The sequence below is a fragment of the Ruegeria sp. AB6 genome, assembly GCF_056542685.1.
In genome coordinates this window covers 96,181-112,023 of record NZ_JBQGAD010000003.1, presented here as the reverse complement: position 1 = coordinate 112,023, position 15,843 = coordinate 96,181, and the positions used below count along the sequence as shown (strand labels likewise).

The following is a 15,843-nucleotide window of genomic DNA, read 5'->3' as shown; positions in this document are numbered from 1 at the left end:
AAAAATGATTTCAACAGGTGATACGCTGCCCGACGCCACACTGACCCAGATCGGCGCAGAAGGCCCCGAGGAGGTTCGGATTTCCGATAAAACAAACGGGCGCAAAGTGGTGATCTTTGCCGTCCCCGGCGCGTTCACGCCCACCTGCCATTCGGCCCATGTGCCCAGTTTCATGCGCACCAAGGATCAATTCGATGCCAAAGGCGTGGACGAAATCATCTGCCTGTCGGTCAACGACCCCTTCGTGATGAAAGCCTGGGGCGAGGCCACCGGCGCGTCAGATGCGGGCCTGACCATGCTGGCAGATGCCGCGTCCGAATTCACCAAGGCCATCGGTATGGATTTCGACGCTCCGCCGGCCGGGCTGATCGCGCGCTCGAAACGCTATGCGATGCTGGTCGAGGATGGCAAAGTCACCGCGCTGAACTTGGAAGAAAGCCCCGGAGCGTGCGAAATCTCGGCTGGTGAGGGTCTTTTGGACGTCATCTGATCCGGTTTGGCCCCGGTTCTGTCGGGGCCTTTGCCCTATTTAACTTGATAGATACCCCTGAACGGCAAATACTCGGCCTAGTTGTTCAGGGAGTCCTTTAATGAAGCTCAAGTCCATTACCCTATGTCTGGGCACAGCAGGCGCACTGGCCGCGTGCGGCCCGGCCCCCACACCACAACAACAAGCCGCCCGCCAACATGAGATCGCCTGCCTCAGCGGCACGGTCGGCGGCGCGCTATTGGGTGGCGTCATCGGCAATCAGTTTGGCGGCGGGTCCGGCAAGACGATCCTGACAGCAGCAGGGGCTGCCGTCGGCGGGATCGAAGGTCAGAAATTCGCGTGCTGAGGGGGACATCATGAAACTTGGGATTTTGACACTTGGCCTGACCCTTTTGGCTGGGACCGTTGCGGCCGAAACGGTAGCAGAGCTGCATGAGAATGAATTGAAAGCCATCGACGCCAACAACGATGGATTTCTGTCAAAGGATGAGTTCAACGCTTTTTCCGACTATGCGTTTCAAGCGATGGACGAAGACAAGAACGGCACACTGGGGTTAGACGAAGCCAAGCCCTTTCTGGACATAAAGCAATTCCAAAGCGTTGACCGCAATCAGGATAACATTATCTCTCGGTCAGAGTTCGATGCGCAGATGAACGACGACTTCACGTCTGCCGACAAAGACGGGAACGGCCAGTTGGACTAGGGCCGCCCGAACCCGACAGGAGCGTATGATGAACAAATGGATATCGCTGGGTGTTCTGGGTCTGCTAGCGGCTTGCGACGTGCCGCAGGCGCCGATTGTGACAGGACCAGACGGCCAGCAACGGATTCAGATCAATACCAGCGGGATGACCTGCTATGATACGCGCTGTCTGTATATTGACCCGGCGGCGCGGTCGGTGCGGTCGAACGGCCTGCGCACGACGCGCATCCCCGGCAATATCGACGTCAGCAGCGGCACCGTCACGCCGGATGAGTTCCGTCAAATGGGCGTTGCCGCCTCGCTGGCGGGTGGCGTCGGCTCGGCAAGCGACCGGGGTTAAACCAGACTGTCCATCTTGCGGGCCAGCTTGGCGTCCAGCGCCGACAAACCGCCCACATCATGGGTGGACAGTGTCACCTCGACCCTGTTGTAGACATTGAACCATTCGGGGTGATGGTTCCATTTCTCAGCAAAGATGGCCACTTGGGTCATCCAGCCGAAGGCCTGGACAAAATTCTTGAACGTGAAGGTCTTGGTGATCGCATCCCGGCCTTCAACCATGGTCCAGCCGGTTTGAAACAACGGGTCCAGAAGGGGGCCGCGCGTTTCGGTCGACAAAAGTTCGGTCATTGCTGTTCCTCCGGGTTCGCTTTTCTGAACGGGCCGTAATCCGTCAGAATCTCGATCTCTTCTCCCACTGCGTGGGCCTCGGCGTCCAGATATTTTCGGATCGCGTCGGCAAAGCCAGGGTCGTTGACCCAGTGCAGGCTGTGCGTGCGCGTTGGCAGATAACCGCGGGCCAGCTTGTGTTCCCCTTGCGCCCCGGCCTCGACCCGAGACAGTCCCTGCGCGATGGCGAAGTCGATCGCCCTATAATAGCACAGTTCGAAATGTAGACAGGCATGGTGCTCGACGCAGCCCCAATAGCGGCCATAAAGCGTCTCACGCCCGATGAAGTTCAACGCGCCTGCAATCGGGTATTCGTCACGCTCGGCCAGAACCAGCGCCATGTCGTCGGCCATGGTTTCATGGGCAATGTCAAAGAATTGACGTGTCAGGTATGGCATCCCCCATTTGCGCGAGCCGGTGTCCTGATAGAACCGCCAAAACGCGTCCCAATGTTCGGGCCGCAAGTCGTCACCGGTGAGCGCGCGGATTTCTCCACCAAACCCACAGGCCTGCGCGCGCTCCTTGCGGATATTCTTGCGTTTGCGCGACGAGAGCGCCGCCAGAAACCCGTCGAATTCCGAGTAGCCATCATTCAGCCAGTGAAACTGCTGCGAATGGCGCACCATCAGACCCATTTCTTCACCCGCTTCGGCCTCGGCCTCGGTGCAGAAGGTCGCGTGGATGGATGAGACCTGATTATCCGCCGCCAGTTGCACCGCACCTTGTACGAGGGCCGACAGGCCGACGCCCTCGTACCCAGGCCGCACCAGAAACCGTCGCCCCGTGGCGGGTGTGAAGGGCACTGCGATTTGCAGCTTGGGGTAATAGCGCCCACCCGCATTTTCGTAGGCATGAGCCCAGTTGTGGTCAAAGATATACTCGCCTTGCGAATGTGACTTGGCGTACATCGGTGCCGCCGCGATCAGCATCCCGTCCAGATAAGCGGTCAGATATTGCGGCTGCCAACCCGTGCCCCGCCCGACCGAGCCGCTATTTTCCAGCGCCAACAAAAACCGATGCGTGGTAAACGGGTCCATTGGACGACCACCATCCGCAGCCTCGGGGCAGGCACAGCTGTCCCACTCTGACGCAGGGATTTGCGAGAGCGACCCCAGTACCCGAACCTCGATTTGCGCCTGATCCATGTGCCCTCCGCGTCTTGTCTTTATCTGTGACGGATGGGGTGGGGTTCAACCCGGGCGGGCGGCCAAATACCCTTCAAAGGTCACATTATCGGCAACCTTGCGGGCCTCTGCCTCTTGTTCGGGCGAGCGGATGGTCCAGCACAGGATCGGCACGCCCTGCGCCTTCAGCGCAGCCACGCGGGGGCGCGACAAGTCTGCGGCCTCATGGCTGATAAAGCCGGCCCCCACCCGATCGAAATCGGGGATGTCGCGCAGGTGGTCACAAACCGCATGCGGCAAATGCTCGACTTCGGGCTGGTAGGAACAGGTGGTGATCCCACGCGGCAGATTCGGTGCCAGCCGTGCCAGTTCAGCGACCGAGTTGGGGTTGAACGACATCAGCGCCACAGACCCGTCATAGCCTTGCAACGCGCGCACCGTATCCGCCTCGAGCGGGCCGACATTAGGGCCCATCGCCCCATCCTGATCCTTCAGCTCGATCAACAACGGAACCTTGCCCGAAACGATCTGCAACACCTCGTCGAAGGTCGGAATGCCGTCCTCGCCGTGCAAAAGCCGCGTGGCTTGCGCCTCATCCGCCGTGATCTGCTGGATCGGACCGGATCGGCCGGTCAGCCGTGTCATGTCGTAGTCATGAAATACCATGGCCCGGTTATCGCGGCTGCGTTGCAGGTCGATCTCGATCCCGTAACCGGCCTCGACTGCAGCGCGAATGGCCGCCCGGCTGTTTTCCGGGCGGTTGTCCGAGAGGTCATGCAGGGCTCGATGCGCAATCGGGGTCTGCAATAGCACATCAGGTAGGGCGGGTATCATGCGACCTCGAAGATGCCTTCGATCTCGACCGCTACACCCAGCGGCAACGCAGCGGCACTGACAGCCGAGCGCGAGTGACGGCCCGCTTCGCCCAGCGCCTCGACCAGAAAATCCGAGGCCCCGTTGATCACCTGCGGCTGCGCGGTGAAATCTGCGGTCGAGTTCACGAACCCGGTCAGCTTGATCACGCGTACCAGCTTGTCGATATCGCCACCACAGGCCGCCTTGACCTGCGCCAGCAGGTTGATTGCACAGACCTTGGCCGCCGCGGCACCCGCTTCGACATCCATGTCGTCGCCCAGCTTGCCAGTGATCATCGTGCCGTCGTTCGAGATCTGGCCCGAGACATAGACGATATTGCCCACGCGCACGAAGGGCACATAGTTGGCGGCAGGCGCAGGTGCGTCCGGCAGGGTGACGCCTAGGCTGTCCAGTTTGGCTGCGATGCTCATGTGATACTCCTCAACTAAATTCGACTCGGACGGACGCTAACCGGGATAGCGCGGATCGAAAAGCATGAAACCGGCAGTTTTACGGTTGCCCGCGCAGTAAGCATAACTTCTCTTATTCGGGACTGTTGAAGTTGGGTCACTTTACGTTGACCACTTGTCCGGGTTACACGCTGAGTGTTTCAATCTATTTGAGAAACACCTATGTGACATTGAATTGCGCCGCTTGTTGCGGTCGAAGATAGTATTGATTGAACGTCCAGGCATTTTCATTCCTGACGTGTTGGAGTGGCAAAGACCGTGTTGAGCAAAGTCAGCTTGAAGCCTCTGATCCTTGTGTCCCTGGTGGCAACTCTTGGTGCCTGCGCCACGCGCCCGCCTGCTGACGCCCCTCCCGGAGAGGTCTTCGACCCCTATGAAAAGACCAATCGGAGTATTCACGACTTCAACCTCGGCGTTGACCGCTTTCTGTTCCGACCCGCGTCAAAAGGCTATGTGAAAATCTTCCCCGATCCGGTCGTGACCAGCTTCAGCAATTTCGCCGAGAACCTGACCTTGCCGGGACAGGCGCTGGACTATCTGTTGCAGGGCAACCTGAAACAGGCGGGCAACGCATTGCTGCGCTTTGCCATCAACAGCACTGTAGGCGGGGCCGGGTTGTCCAAACCCGCAGACGAGCTGAACCTGCCGCCTGTCGATACTGATTTCGGCGAGACCCTGCATGTCTGGGGCGTGGGCGAAGGCGCCTACGTCGAATTGCCGTTCTATGGTCCCTCGACCCAGCGTGATGCGATTGGTGTTGTGTTCAACCTGTTCTCGAACCCGATCAACTTTTCCCCGGTGCGCCCGGTCGACAATATCGGTGTTTATGCCGAGGTGGTGCGCCGCATGGGCGATCGAGGCCGGTTCTCGGACACGGTGGACTCGATTCTGTATGAAAGTGCCGACAGCTATGCGCAGGCACAAACCATCTACCTGCAAAACCGCCGCTTTGAACTGGCGCGTGATGACGAAGACGCCTATCTGGGCCTTTATGACGACCCCTATTCCGTAACCGGGACCGACCCGGTCAGGGACCCCTATCTTGACCCTTACGAGGACCCCTATGCCGAGTAATCTGATGAACCGACGCGGTTTCGTCGCCACCGGCCTGGCCGGGGCGCTGATGACCGCCCTGCCCGCCTACGCCCAGACCGAGGCCAGCGCAAAGGCGCTGGTGGTCAGCGTGGTGGATGACATCAACCGCGTGATCGCTTCGGGCAAATCCGAAAACGCGATGATCCGCGATTTCGAGAAGATCTTTACCCAATATGCCGACGTGCCAATCATGGCGCGTTACGTACTGGGTGCCGATGGCCGCTCGGCCAGCCCGGCGCAGTTGCGACAATTCACCAAAGCCTTTCAGGGCTATATCTCGAACAAATATGGCCGCCGCTTCCGTGAATTCATTGGCGGCCAGGTTACAGTTCGCAACGCCCGCAAAATCAAGGCTGGGTACGAAGTACGCACCTCGGTCAAGCTGCAGGGCTCGTCCCCGTTTGAGGTGACTTTCCTTGTATCCGACAAATCGGGCCGAGACCGGTTCTTCAACATGTTCATCGAAGGGGTGAACATGCTGCTGACCGAACGGACCGAGATTGGTGCGATGCTGGATGCCCGTGGTGGCGATCTGAACCGGTTGATCAAGGACCTGAACAAAGTCGGTTGAGCGTCTTTAAAAATGCATGCAGCGCCGCGCAACCTTTTGGTCGCGCGGCGCTGTGCGTTTAGTTCAGGCGTTCACCGGTTTCCTGAGCAAAGTAAGACACTTTGCTCATGTCGAAGGCCAGATTCAGCATCTTGCCCGCCTGCGCGCTGGTTTCAGCGTGCAAACGCGCCGTGACCTGCTTGCCGCCCAGCTCCGAGACCACATAGGTGTCGGCCCCTGCGGGTTCGACCATGTCGACCAGACATTCAGCCTCTTGCACCCCATCGCCGGCGCGGAACCCGGCTTCGGCGATGTCTTCGGGACGCAGGCCCAGGATGACATCCTTGGGAAGCGCCAGATCGCGGGCGTCGTTCAGCACCAGTGTCTCACCGCTGTCGCGCGCGATGGCGATCTGGGTCCCCGCTCCGTTCTTATGCGCCTGCGCCGGAATCAGGTTCATCGCGGGCGAGCCCATGAAGTCAGCAACAAACAGGTTGGCCGGGTTGTTATAGATCTCGGCCGGTGTGCCGATCTGCTGAACGACTCCACCTTTCAGCACGACGATCTTGGTCGCCAGTGTCATCGCCTCGATCTGGTCATGGGTCACGTAAACGATCGAGGCATCCAGCGTTTGGTGCAGCTTCTTGATCTCGGTCCGCATCTCGACCCGCAGCTTGGCGTCGAGGTTGGATAGCGGTTCATCGAACAGGAACAGCTTGGGATCGCGCACCAGCGCCCGACCCATTGCCACACGCTGACGCTGACCGCCCGATAATTGGCTGGGGCGGCGGTTCAGCAGAGGTTCGATCTGCAACAGTTGGGCGACCTCTTTCAGCTTGGCATCCTGCGTCGCCTGATCGACCCCGCGCACTTTCATGCCAAAGGTGATGTTCTTGGCCACGGTCATGGTCGGGTACAAAGCGTAGGACTGGAACACCATCGCGATGTCGCGGTCCTTGGGGCTGACATGGGTCATGTCATTGCCCCCAATGGACAGGGTGCCGCCAGTGATCTCCTCCAACCCGGCAATGCAGTTCAGCAGGGTGGACTTGCCGCAGCCCGAGGGGCCGACGAGCACCAGGAAATCGCCCGGCTCGATCGAGATGTTGATGTCCTTCAGAATCTCGGTCGCACCGTAATTCTTATAGAGTTTGTTGATATCAAGGATGGGTGCCATGGGTCTTATCCCTTCACAGAACCAGCGGTCAGGCCGCGTATGAAATACTTACCGGCAACGACATAGACGAACAGCGTCGGTAGCCCCGCGATGATCGCGGCGGCCATGTCGACGTTGTATTCTTTGACGCCGGTGGTGGAGTTTACGATGTTATTGAGCGCCACTGTCACGGGTTGCGTACCCGCCTGGCTGAACGACACGCCGAACAGGAAGTCGTTCCAGATCTGCGTGAATTGCCAGATCACGGTCACAACGATGATCGGCAGCGACAGCGGCAGGAAGATCGACCAGAAGATCCGCAGGAACCCGGCCCCATCAACGCGTGCGGCCTTGGTCAGCTCGGACGGGATGGTGACATAGTAGTTACGGAAAAACAGCGTGGTGAAGCCCAACCCGTAGATCACATGGACAAAGATCAGGCCCGGAATGGTCCCGGCGATCCCCATCATGCCCAACAGGCGCGCCATCGGCAGCAAAACCACTTGAAACGGGATGAAGCAGCCAAACAGCATCAGCGAGAAAATGATGTTCGCGCCTTTGAACCGCCACTGCGCCACGACATAGCCGTTCAGCGCACCTAGCAGGGTCGAGATCGCCACCGCAGGCACCGCGATGAGGACCGAGTTCCAGAAATAGGGGCGCAGGCCCTCGCACTGAATGCCGGTACAGGCACCGGACCATGCGGTTTTCCAGGCATCAAAGCTGACTTCGCGCGGTAAGGAAATCAGGCTGCCGGTGCGGATTTCCTCAAGGCTTTTCAACGATGTGGTCAACATCACAAACAGCGGCATCAGGTAATACAGCGCAAAAAGGCCCAGCAGGACGTACAGCAACCAACGCAGGACAATCTTGCCAACGGCACTTTGGCTACGGGGTTCGGTTTGGGATTGGGGCATCGACAGATCAGTCATTTTTCGCCCTCAGCTCTGAGTAAAGATAGGGAACGACGATGGCAAAGACGACCAGCATCATGATCATCGCGGACGACGCCGCCTGACCAATATCGCCGCGCGAAAACGCCATTGCGTACATGTATGTGGCTGGCAGATCGGTTGCGTATCCGGGACCGCCACCTGTCAGGGCGATGACAAGGTCAAAGCTTTTAATCGCGAGGTGGGCCAGCACGATGAAGGCCGACAGGAAGATCGGGGCCATCGACGGGATGATGATCGCCGTGTAGATGCGCCATGTTGGGATACCATCGACTTGGGCTGCCTTGATGATCTCACCATCGACCGAGCGCAGGCCAGCGAGAAACAGCGCCATGACGAAGCCCGAGCTTTGCCAGATCGCGGCCATCACGATGCTGTAGATGGCGTAGTCCGGGTTTACCAGCCAGTCGAACTCGAAATTGGTAAAGCCCCAGCCCTGCACCATGGATTCGATCCCCAGACCCGGGTTCAGTATCCACTTCCACGCGGTACCGGTCACGATCATCGACAGCGCCATCGGGTACAGATAGATCGTGCGGATGGCCCCTTCGACGCGGATCTTCTGATCCAGCAGAATGGCCAGCAGCAGGCCCAGCACCATCGCGATCACGATGAACAGCGCACCAAAGATATAGAGGTTGTTGATCGCCGTATCCCAACGGGGCGAGTCAAACAGGCGTTCATATTGAATGAAGCCTTTGATCTCGTATTTCGGCAACAGTTTCGATCGGGTTAGCGACACCCAAGCCGTCCATCCGATAAAGCCGTAGACAAAGATCAATACGGCAATGAACGACGGTGCCAGCACCACCTTGGGCAGGTGGTTTTCCAGCCATTCGGACATGATTTCCTCCGGGGAAAGATGCTCTGCCCCGTCAGTATAGGGGGCAGAGCGATTTGGATCAGTAGCTGTTGGCCACTGCCGCCGCCAATTGCTGAACCGCGTCAGCCGACGACATATCCGAGTTGAAATGCGCGGTCACAACATCCGTGATCGCACCAGACTGCGACCCGCGCAGCGCCATGCCGTGGGCATAAGACGGCAGCAGCGAGCCTGCATCCGAGGTCGCACCCATATCTTCGGCCGACAAATTGGCGCAGATGTCAAAGTCATCAAGTGCCACGTCGGTCCGTGCCGGGATCGAGCCTTTGTTCAGGTTGAACACTTTCTGGAAGTTCGGTGCGACGATTAGCTTGGCCAGCAGGTCCTGACCGGCTTTCTTGTCATCGCCGTCCACATCGAACATGGCAAAGCTGTCGACATTGTACAGATAGCCATCACCGGGGGTCGAGGCGCACAGGAAATCCTCGCCGGGTTTTTTGCCCGCCGCCAGGAACTCGCCCTTGGCCCAATCACCCATGATCTGGAACGCGGCCTCACCGTTCATGACCATCGCGGTGGCCAGGTTCCAGTCGCGGCCCGAGAAGTTCTCGTCCACGTAGCCGCGCATTGTGCGCATCTGGTCGAACACCTGAACCATCGTGTCCGAAGTCAGCGCCTCAGGGTCCAGATCAACCAGCGCTTTCTGGAAGAACTCTGGCCCGCCAATGCCCAGTACCACGGTTTCAAAAACGGTCGCGTCCTGCCATGCCTGACCACCATGGGCCAGCGGGATCACACCTGCGGCTTGCAGCTTATCCGCTGCAGCGTTGAATTCGTCCCACGTGGTCGGCATCTCGATGCCATTTGCGGCCAGAACGTCGGCATTGGCCCAGATCCAGTCAACGCGGTGTACGTTCACCGGCGCAGCGCACCACGTGCCCTCGCATTTCATATGGCCCGCGATCGAGGCGGGCAGAACGTCGGCCCAGCCTTCGGCCTCGGCCACAGATGAGATATCGGCCAGCACGCCTTCCTCATACCATTCCTGAATGGCGGGGCCTTTTAGCTGAACCGCCGTCGGCGCGTTGCCCGACAGAACACGGGCGCGCAGCGCGGTCATCGCGGCATCACCGCCACCGCCAGCAACGGGCATATCGGTCCAGCTGCCACCATTGGCCGCGAATTCCTCTTGCAGGACGGCAACCGACTTGGCCTCGCCCCCCGATGTCCACCAATGCAGAACTTCTGCCTGGGGGCCCGCCAACACCGACGATCCGGCCACAACAGCCAGCGTCGATACGGTGGCAAATGCAAAACGTTTCATTTCTTGTCTCCTCCCTAGAGAACGAAGTGACTGCCGCAGCAGCGATGTCGGCCATACTGGGGCGCACGGGCCGTCTGGCAACTTGGAATCCGCGCCAAGCCCGTGCATCGGTCCAATTTTTCACCGCTTCTGTTACCGCGTGTTACGTTGACATTGAATCTGTTTCCGTTCGTTACAATTGACGATATCTGAGGGGCCACAACCGGGGAGGACAGACATCATGAGCATTCCGCGACTGTTGGTGGTGGATGACGACCCCGAGATGCGTTCGATGATGACTCAGTTCATGCAGCAAAACGGGTTCATCGCCCTGCCCGCCCGATCGGAATCCGAAATTCGTGGGCATCTGGGGGCGGGCCGCATTGACCTGATCTTGCTGGACGTGATGTTGGGCGATGAAAATGGCGTCGAGATCTGCGCCCGCCTGCGCGCCGAACAGGATGTGCCGATCATTCTGGTCTCGGCCCTGTCAGCCGACCATCAGCGCATGGCAGGGTATGAGGTCGGGGCCGATGACTATATCGCCAAACCGTTCAATCCTCAGCTTCTGCTGGCCCGCGTACGGGCGGTGATGCAACGGGCGCGGCGGTCATCGTCGCTGGCCTACCGCCGCCGCATCCACAGCTTCCGCTTTGACGGCTGGCTCTATGACGGCAAGCGCGATGAGGTGCACTCGCCCGAAGGCTATTTGGTGGCGCTGTCACAACGTGAGACGGCGTTGCTCAAGGTTTTGCTGGCCAATCCGCATATCCCCCTGACAAGGGATGAGATCGTCGCCGCGCTGGATGTCACCGGCGGCACCGAAAAGCCCGAGGCGCAGGGCCGCGCCATCGACATGCTGGTGGGGCGGCTGCGGTCAAAGATCGAAGTCAACCCGAAGGACCCGCAGATGCTGCGCACCGAACGCGGCGTCGGCTATGTTTTTGCCGCTGACGTGTCGGTGCAAGAGGAATGACACTGCGCCTGCGCAATCTAGGCTGGTTTTGGGTGATCTCAGCGTTCGCAACAGGGCTGGTATCGGCCAGCCTGTGGTTTGCTTCGGCCCGCGCCTGGAATCATTTCCTGACGCAATCCTTCGTCGCAGGGTTTACCGTTTACGAAGAACTGCGCACAGGAATGGCCCCAGCAGCCCCGCTGTCCATTACGCCCTTGTCACCGGCGGATGCCGTCCTGGCCGACAAGGGAGAGTTCCAGCAATTGCCTGGGTCTTCGGGCCGTCGGTTCCTGACCAACCTTTCGATCCTGACCGACAGTTCAGCGCCGCTCAACGGGCGTGAATTGACGCTGGCGATCCTGTCCGATCGTCTGGTCTATCCGGTGTCAGATATCGTCTCGCGCAGTGATCAGACCGGGCCTGAAAAGATGGGTAACCTGACCCGGCTGCTGGCCACCTATTGCAGCGAACCGATCCTGATTGCGCAATTCGGACGCGGGCCGTGGTACCGCGTGGATGGCACCGGGATCTGGGGCTGTGGCGCGGCGCCAACCGATCTGCGCCTGCCTGCGATATTGCTGGGCATCGTGGCGCTGGCGGTCATTCTGACCTCGGTCGGCAACGTGTCCGATACATTCACCCGGTTTGCCCATGCCCTGCGCGACCGTCGGAGGCGCGGAGGCCCCGACAGCTATGACGCTGACGGGCCGACCGAGCTGCGTGATATCGTGTCTGCGGTGAACGCCCATCTAGACGCCGAACGCGCCTTGCTAGAACAACGGGCCACGGTCTTGTCGGGTGTCAGCCACGATCTTGGCACCCCCGCAACCCGCGTCCGGCTGCGCGCCGCGTTGATCGCCGATGACGAGCTGCGCGAAAAGCTGGAAGCGGATGTGGACCAGATGACCGGCATGATCGAAAGTGTTCTGACCTATACGCGTTCAGAACTGAGCGTCGAGGAACCGCGCCAGATTTCTCTGACATCCTTGGTCGAATCTGTCGTCGCCGATTATCAGGACATGGACCTGCCGGTGACGCTTCAGAATGTCGATCCTGTCGCGGTCGAGGGTGCTCCGTCCGTTTTCATGTCCCGCCGTGGGCACGGGACGTTGCTGGAAACCCGGCGCATGTTGGTAACGGGTCGGCCCATTTCGCTGAAACGAGCACTGACCAACTTAATCGACAATGCCCTGAAATATGGCCGCCACGCCGAGGTCCAGTTGGAAACCGACGCGCACACCGCAACGATCACGGTCGAGGACAAGGGCAATGACCTGTCCGTTCATGAGATCGAGGCCCTGATGGCCCCGTTTCAGCGCGGATCAAATACAGGCTCGTCAGACGGGTTTGGCCTGGGTCTGACAATTGCTGCCACAGTGGCTGACCAGCATGGTGGCGGGCTGCATTTCGAGGCCGGAGATCAGGGGCTGCGCGCCCGATTGACGATCACGCGGCAGTAATCTGTCAGCCCATGTAGCTTCGCACCAAAGCGCTGGCGATCAGGGACCACCCATCCGCAATGACAAAAAAAGCCAGTTTGAACGGCAGTGAAACCGTTGCAGGTGGCACCATCATCATCCCCATCGACATCAGCACCGCAGCTACCACGAGGTCGATGATCAGAAAGGGCAGGAAGATCAGAAAACCGATCTGAAAGGCCCGCGCAATCTCGGACAACATGAAAGAGGGCATCAGGATCGACAACGGCGCATCCGGCGACACGTCCACCGCATTGCCTTCGGGGCGCAGTGCAGCCATGGCGTAGAACGTGTCAGGGTCCAGTCGCGCGGCCATGAAGGCGCGAAACGGTTGAAAGGCGCGTTCCAAAGCGGGCTCGACCTCCATCGTTTCGTCGACCATGGGTTGGATGCCAGTGGTCCAGGCTTCGTTAAAGACGGGCTCCATTATGAAATAGGTCAGAAACAAAGCCAGGCTGACGATCAGCATGTTGGGGGGCGATTGTTGCAACCCAATCCCTTGCCGAAGGATGGCCAGCACGGTGATCAGAAAAGGAAAACAGGTGATCATGATCGCCAGCCCAGGTGCGAGGCTGAGCACGGTAATCAACAGGATCAATTGGATCGTCCGCGCCGAGATGGAACCCCCGTCACCCAGCGACAAGGACACATCCTGCGCTTCTGCAAAAGACGGTGTCAGCAGCAGCGCCACGATGATCCAGGGCAGAACGCGCATCAACCGATCCCGTTTTGCAGATCGGCAATCTCGGTCAGGCGCACGGCCAGTTGTCCGGCCTGATCGCCTTCCATCTCTTCCAGCAAGCCGCGGGCCACCAGCTGGTCCCCTACATAAAGATCCACCGGATCCTCGATCCGTTTGTCCAAAGTCAGCACCGCATTTTCACCCATATTCAACAGATCGCGGATCAGTGGGCGGGCGCGGCCGACCGAGACCGTGACCTCGATCGGGACCGATTCAAACGGGTTGGATTTTTCGCTTTTGGGAGTTTGGGGATCACTCATTGCTCAATGCCTCTTTTGCCTCGAATACATACGCGTCGAACGCGGCGCGGATCGACGTCAGCAGGCCGCCGCAATCCACCTCGCGCCGCGAGATACCGACCTGCAATCTAGCCTGGCCGGGTTTGATCTGCGGGTCTGAGATGACTTGCGCCATCTCGGCCATCCCCTCGGGCAGCATCTCTTTCACCTCAGCCGCGAGGCCTTCGGGGACGAAAACCTGCATCGGCTCATTGATTTGTTCGCGAGCCATGTCGGTCAGTTGTTCGGCCAGCCGGATGGTATAACCCCGCTCCAAAGTTTCGGGCAGGACCGCGAGCATCAGGCTGTTGAACATCGGTTCCAGCGACAGTGTCATCCGTGTTACCGCCTCACGATAGGTGAAGGACATGTCCTCAAGCGACTTGGCCAACTCGGTCGAGATCCGGCCTCGGTTTTGCTCCTGTGCCTGAACGGCATCTTCCCAACCGGCGGCATAGCCCTGTTCGAACGCCGCCAGACGCTGTTCCTCCAACCCGTCCTCATCCAGCAAGTGCAGCTTTCCACCGCCAGCCTGCAACGTGAAATCTTCCAGCAAATGGGCGATCGACATCAGACCTTTTCCTCGCCTTCTTCAAGCCAGCTGCGCAGGATTTCGACCGTTTCCTCCTGCTTGTCGCCAATCATCGCCCGCAGCCGATCTACCGGGTCCGCCCCGGGCTGAGAAGCCAGCGCTGGAACATCCCCGCCCGCGACCTGACCCGCGATCGGTGCGAATTGCCCGCCTTCTTCGGTCGCAATCTCACCCGTCAAAACCGAGCCTGGTTCGGGTAGACTTCCAGTAGGTAGTAGTGCCGTGGTCACAACCGGCTTGGTCAAAATAGGCCGGATCACGAACAACCCAAGGATCAGAGACACAATCGCCAGAACTGCCATCTGGATCAGCGACATTGCGTCGAAATGCACCTTCTGCCAGATCGAAGCCGAGGCCAGCGTGCCCTGCGGTTCAACAACCGGCAGGTCCATAGATTTCAGCGTGATCACGTCGCCGCGTTCCGCATCAAACCCCACAGCCGAGGCGACCAATTCCTTCAAGGCCTCCATCTCTGTTTCGGGCATGGGGGCAAAACCTTCCGTGCCCGTCGCATCCACACTGCGCGTTCCATTCACCAGTACGGCCACAGTCAGACGTTTGATCGCGCCGGGGGCGTTGTGAACCTCAAGCTCCGTCTCGGACACCTCGTAGTTTACCCGCTCGCGCGTCTGGGTGGCGTTCGAGTTCGACTCGTCGCCCCTCGCGCCGTCACCATCCGGCAGGTTCGACGCAACGGTGACATCAGCGGATTGATTGCGCGCGCTGTCTGAACGTTCTTCGACATCGGTGCTGATCGCCACACGACCGTTGGGGTCAAAGCGACGCTCGCGAATGGATTCGGTTTTCGTCACCGTATCTACGCTGACTTCTACAACGGCATTGCCCGTACCTACGCGGGCTTCGACCAAACGCAGGACCTTTTCCCGCAATTGCCGCGACTTGTCATCCGCCGTATCGGCGGCAACGGCGTTTTCCTGCGCGCCAATCACAGCCCCGTTCGAATCGATGATCGCCACATTCTCGGGCGCAAGACCACTGACCGCGGATGAGACCAGAAACCGGATCGCCTTGGCCTGATCTGACGTGATATCCGCCCCCGAAGACACCAGATAAACCGAGGCAGTCGGTGCAACGCTGCGCTGAAATGGATTGGTTGAACCATTGGCGATGTGCACTCGCGCCTGGCTGATATGGGGTGCCCCTACAATCGTGCGGGCCAGTTCACCCTCTTTGGCGCGCCAATAAGCGGCGTCAAACATTTGCGAAGTGGTCCCGAACCCGCTGAGCGTATCCAGCAGTTCGTACCCCCGGTTTCCATTCGCAGGCAAACCCTCGCTCGCCAGAGTCATGCGCAACTCATCCCGCTGCGACCCCGGCACGTAGATCGAGCCGCCCCGAATCTCAAAGGGCACGCCGCGCTGATCCAGTGACCGAACGATATCGCCCGCCGCCCCACTTTCCAGCCCGGCATAAAGCAAGGTCATCGACGGTGCCGTTATCAGCCGCGACATCGCAAGGACCCCAAGAAATACCAGCATAACCGCACCGGCAACGATGATTTGTTTTCGCCTGTCCAAACTTGTCCAGACAGTTCCGATCTGCTGCACGCTCACCTCCGACTCGCCGACATTCTGCTCGGCGCATC

At 59.4% G+C, this 15,843-nt stretch carries 20 protein-coding genes; 8 read left to right on the top strand and 12 right to left on the bottom strand.

Annotated features, from left to right (window positions below; translation table 11 throughout):
• Nucleotides 1–4: 4 nt before the first annotated feature.
• The 4 genes from ACR0DB_RS08495 (at nucleotide 5) to ACR0DB_RS08480 (ending at nucleotide 1,534) form a co-directional block, all read left to right on the top strand.
• A complete protein-coding gene (locus ACR0DB_RS08495) occupies nucleotides 5–490 on the top strand; it encodes a peroxiredoxin (protein ID WP_170755218.1) in 486 nt (161 codons plus the stop codon).
• A 100-nt stretch (nucleotides 491–590) separates the two neighbouring features.
• Complete coding sequence (locus ACR0DB_RS08490; RefSeq protein WP_170772870.1) at nucleotides 591–836, top strand: glycine zipper 2TM domain-containing protein; 246 nt, start codon at nucleotides 591–593, stop codon at nucleotides 834–836.
• Between the two features lie 10 nt (nucleotides 837–846).
• Nucleotides 847–1,194 (top strand): EF-hand domain-containing protein, encoded by a 348-nt coding sequence (locus tag ACR0DB_RS08485; protein WP_170772871.1) that lies wholly within the window; start codon nucleotides 847–849, stop codon nucleotides 1,192–1,194.
• Nucleotides 1,195–1,222: 28 nt separating this feature from the next.
• Nucleotides 1,223–1,534 (top strand): hypothetical protein, encoded by a 312-nt coding sequence (locus ACR0DB_RS08480; protein ID WP_170772872.1) that lies wholly within the window; start codon nucleotides 1,223–1,225, stop codon nucleotides 1,532–1,534.
• Here the strand turns inward: ACR0DB_RS08480 and ACR0DB_RS08475 are convergent.
• Genes ACR0DB_RS08475 through ACR0DB_RS08460 form a run of 4 tightly spaced genes read right to left on the bottom strand, consistent with a single transcriptional unit; the run spans nucleotide 1,531 to nucleotide 4,273 of the window.
• Nucleotides 1,531–1,824 (bottom strand): 4a-hydroxytetrahydrobiopterin dehydratase, encoded by a 294-nt coding sequence (locus ACR0DB_RS08475; protein WP_170785182.1) that lies wholly within the window; start codon nucleotides 1,822–1,824, stop codon nucleotides 1,531–1,533. The genes ACR0DB_RS08480 and ACR0DB_RS08475 overlap by 4 nt on opposite strands.
• Nucleotides 1,821–3,008 (bottom strand): GNAT family N-acetyltransferase, encoded by a 1,188-nt coding sequence (locus ACR0DB_RS08470; protein WP_480550126.1) that lies wholly within the window; start codon nucleotides 3,006–3,008, stop codon nucleotides 1,821–1,823. The genes ACR0DB_RS08475 and ACR0DB_RS08470 overlap by 4 nt, the downstream gene beginning before the upstream one ends.
• Before the next feature lie 45 nt (nucleotides 3,009–3,053).
• Nucleotides 3,054–3,821, bottom strand: coding sequence for a glycerophosphodiester phosphodiesterase family protein (locus tag ACR0DB_RS08465; RefSeq protein WP_480550124.1), 768 nt, complete (start codon nucleotides 3,819–3,821; stop codon nucleotides 3,054–3,056).
• Nucleotides 3,818–4,273, bottom strand: coding sequence for a RidA family protein (locus ACR0DB_RS08460; protein WP_170772876.1), 456 nt, complete (start codon nucleotides 4,271–4,273; stop codon nucleotides 3,818–3,820). Before ACR0DB_RS08460 ends, ACR0DB_RS08465 begins: the two co-directional genes overlap by 4 nt.
• A 300-nt stretch (nucleotides 4,274–4,573) precedes the next feature.
• On the opposite strand from ACR0DB_RS08460, the gene ACR0DB_RS08455 reads away from it, so the two are divergent.
• Together ACR0DB_RS08455 and ACR0DB_RS08450 are read left to right on the top strand one after the other, a co-directional pair.
• Complete coding sequence (locus ACR0DB_RS08455) at nucleotides 4,574–5,386, top strand: MlaA family lipoprotein (protein WP_480550122.1); 813 nt, start codon at nucleotides 4,574–4,576, stop codon at nucleotides 5,384–5,386.
• A complete protein-coding gene (locus tag ACR0DB_RS08450; RefSeq protein ID WP_170772878.1) occupies nucleotides 5,376–5,978 on the top strand; it encodes an MlaC/ttg2D family ABC transporter substrate-binding protein in 603 nt (200 codons plus the stop codon). Before ACR0DB_RS08455 ends, ACR0DB_RS08450 begins: the two co-directional genes overlap by 11 nt.
• Nucleotides 5,979–6,036: 58 nt before the next feature.
• On the opposite strand, the gene ACR0DB_RS08445 is transcribed toward ACR0DB_RS08450, so the two are convergent.
• From ACR0DB_RS08445 to ACR0DB_RS08430, 4 genes are read right to left on the bottom strand one after another with little or no spacing between them, the layout of a single operon-like run.
• A complete protein-coding gene (locus ACR0DB_RS08445) occupies nucleotides 6,037–7,134 on the bottom strand; it encodes an ABC transporter ATP-binding protein (RefSeq protein WP_170772880.1) in 1,098 nt (365 codons plus the stop codon).
• Between the two features lie 5 nt (nucleotides 7,135–7,139).
• Nucleotides 7,140–8,045 carry a carbohydrate ABC transporter permease gene (locus tag ACR0DB_RS08440; protein ID WP_480550119.1) on the bottom strand — a complete coding sequence of 302 codons (906 nt, stop codon included), beginning with the start codon at nucleotides 8,043–8,045 and terminating at the stop codon, nucleotides 7,140–7,142.
• A complete protein-coding gene (locus tag ACR0DB_RS08435; RefSeq protein ID WP_480550117.1) occupies nucleotides 8,038–8,910 on the bottom strand; it encodes a carbohydrate ABC transporter permease in 873 nt (290 codons plus the stop codon). Before ACR0DB_RS08435 ends, ACR0DB_RS08440 begins: the two co-directional genes overlap by 8 nt.
• Nucleotides 8,911–8,968: 58 nt before the next feature.
• Complete coding sequence (locus ACR0DB_RS08430) at nucleotides 8,969–10,213, bottom strand: ABC transporter substrate-binding protein (RefSeq protein WP_480550115.1); 1,245 nt, start codon at nucleotides 10,211–10,213, stop codon at nucleotides 8,969–8,971.
• Nucleotides 10,214–10,433: 220 nt separating this feature from the next.
• On the opposite strand from ACR0DB_RS08430, the gene ACR0DB_RS08425 reads away from it, so the two are divergent.
• Both ACR0DB_RS08425 and ACR0DB_RS08420 read left to right on the top strand, forming a co-directional pair.
• Nucleotides 10,434–11,168, top strand: a complete 735-nt coding sequence (locus tag ACR0DB_RS08425; RefSeq protein WP_480550113.1) for a response regulator transcription factor — start codon at nucleotides 10,434–10,436, stop codon at nucleotides 11,166–11,168.
• Nucleotides 11,165–12,607, top strand: a complete 1,443-nt coding sequence (locus tag ACR0DB_RS08420) for a sensor histidine kinase (RefSeq protein ID WP_480550111.1) — start codon at nucleotides 11,165–11,167, stop codon at nucleotides 12,605–12,607. Before ACR0DB_RS08425 ends, ACR0DB_RS08420 begins: the two co-directional genes overlap by 4 nt.
• Nucleotides 12,608–12,611: 4 nt before the next feature.
• Here the strand turns inward: ACR0DB_RS08420 and fliP are convergent, their stop codons facing one another.
• From fliP to fliF, 4 genes are read right to left on the bottom strand one after another with little or no spacing between them, the layout of a single operon-like run.
• Nucleotides 12,612–13,340, bottom strand: a complete 729-nt coding sequence (gene fliP, locus ACR0DB_RS08415; protein ID WP_480550109.1) for a flagellar type III secretion system pore protein FliP — start codon at nucleotides 13,338–13,340, stop codon at nucleotides 12,612–12,614.
• Nucleotides 13,340–13,627 carry a FliM/FliN family flagellar motor switch protein gene (locus ACR0DB_RS08410; RefSeq protein ID WP_170785198.1) on the bottom strand — a complete coding sequence of 96 codons (288 nt, stop codon included), beginning with the start codon at nucleotides 13,625–13,627 and terminating at the stop codon, nucleotides 13,340–13,342. Before ACR0DB_RS08410 ends, fliP begins: the two co-directional genes overlap by 1 nt.
• Nucleotides 13,620–14,216: a FliH/SctL family protein gene (locus tag ACR0DB_RS08405; RefSeq protein ID WP_480550107.1), complete on the bottom strand. Its 597-nt coding sequence runs from the start codon at nucleotides 14,214–14,216 to the stop codon at nucleotides 13,620–13,622. Before ACR0DB_RS08405 ends, ACR0DB_RS08410 begins: the two co-directional genes overlap by 8 nt.
• A complete protein-coding gene (gene fliF, locus ACR0DB_RS08400; protein ID WP_480550105.1) occupies nucleotides 14,216–15,805 on the bottom strand; it encodes a flagellar basal-body MS-ring/collar protein FliF in 1,590 nt (529 codons plus the stop codon). Before fliF ends, ACR0DB_RS08405 begins: the two co-directional genes overlap by 1 nt.
• Nucleotides 15,806–15,843: the final 38 nt, after the last annotated feature.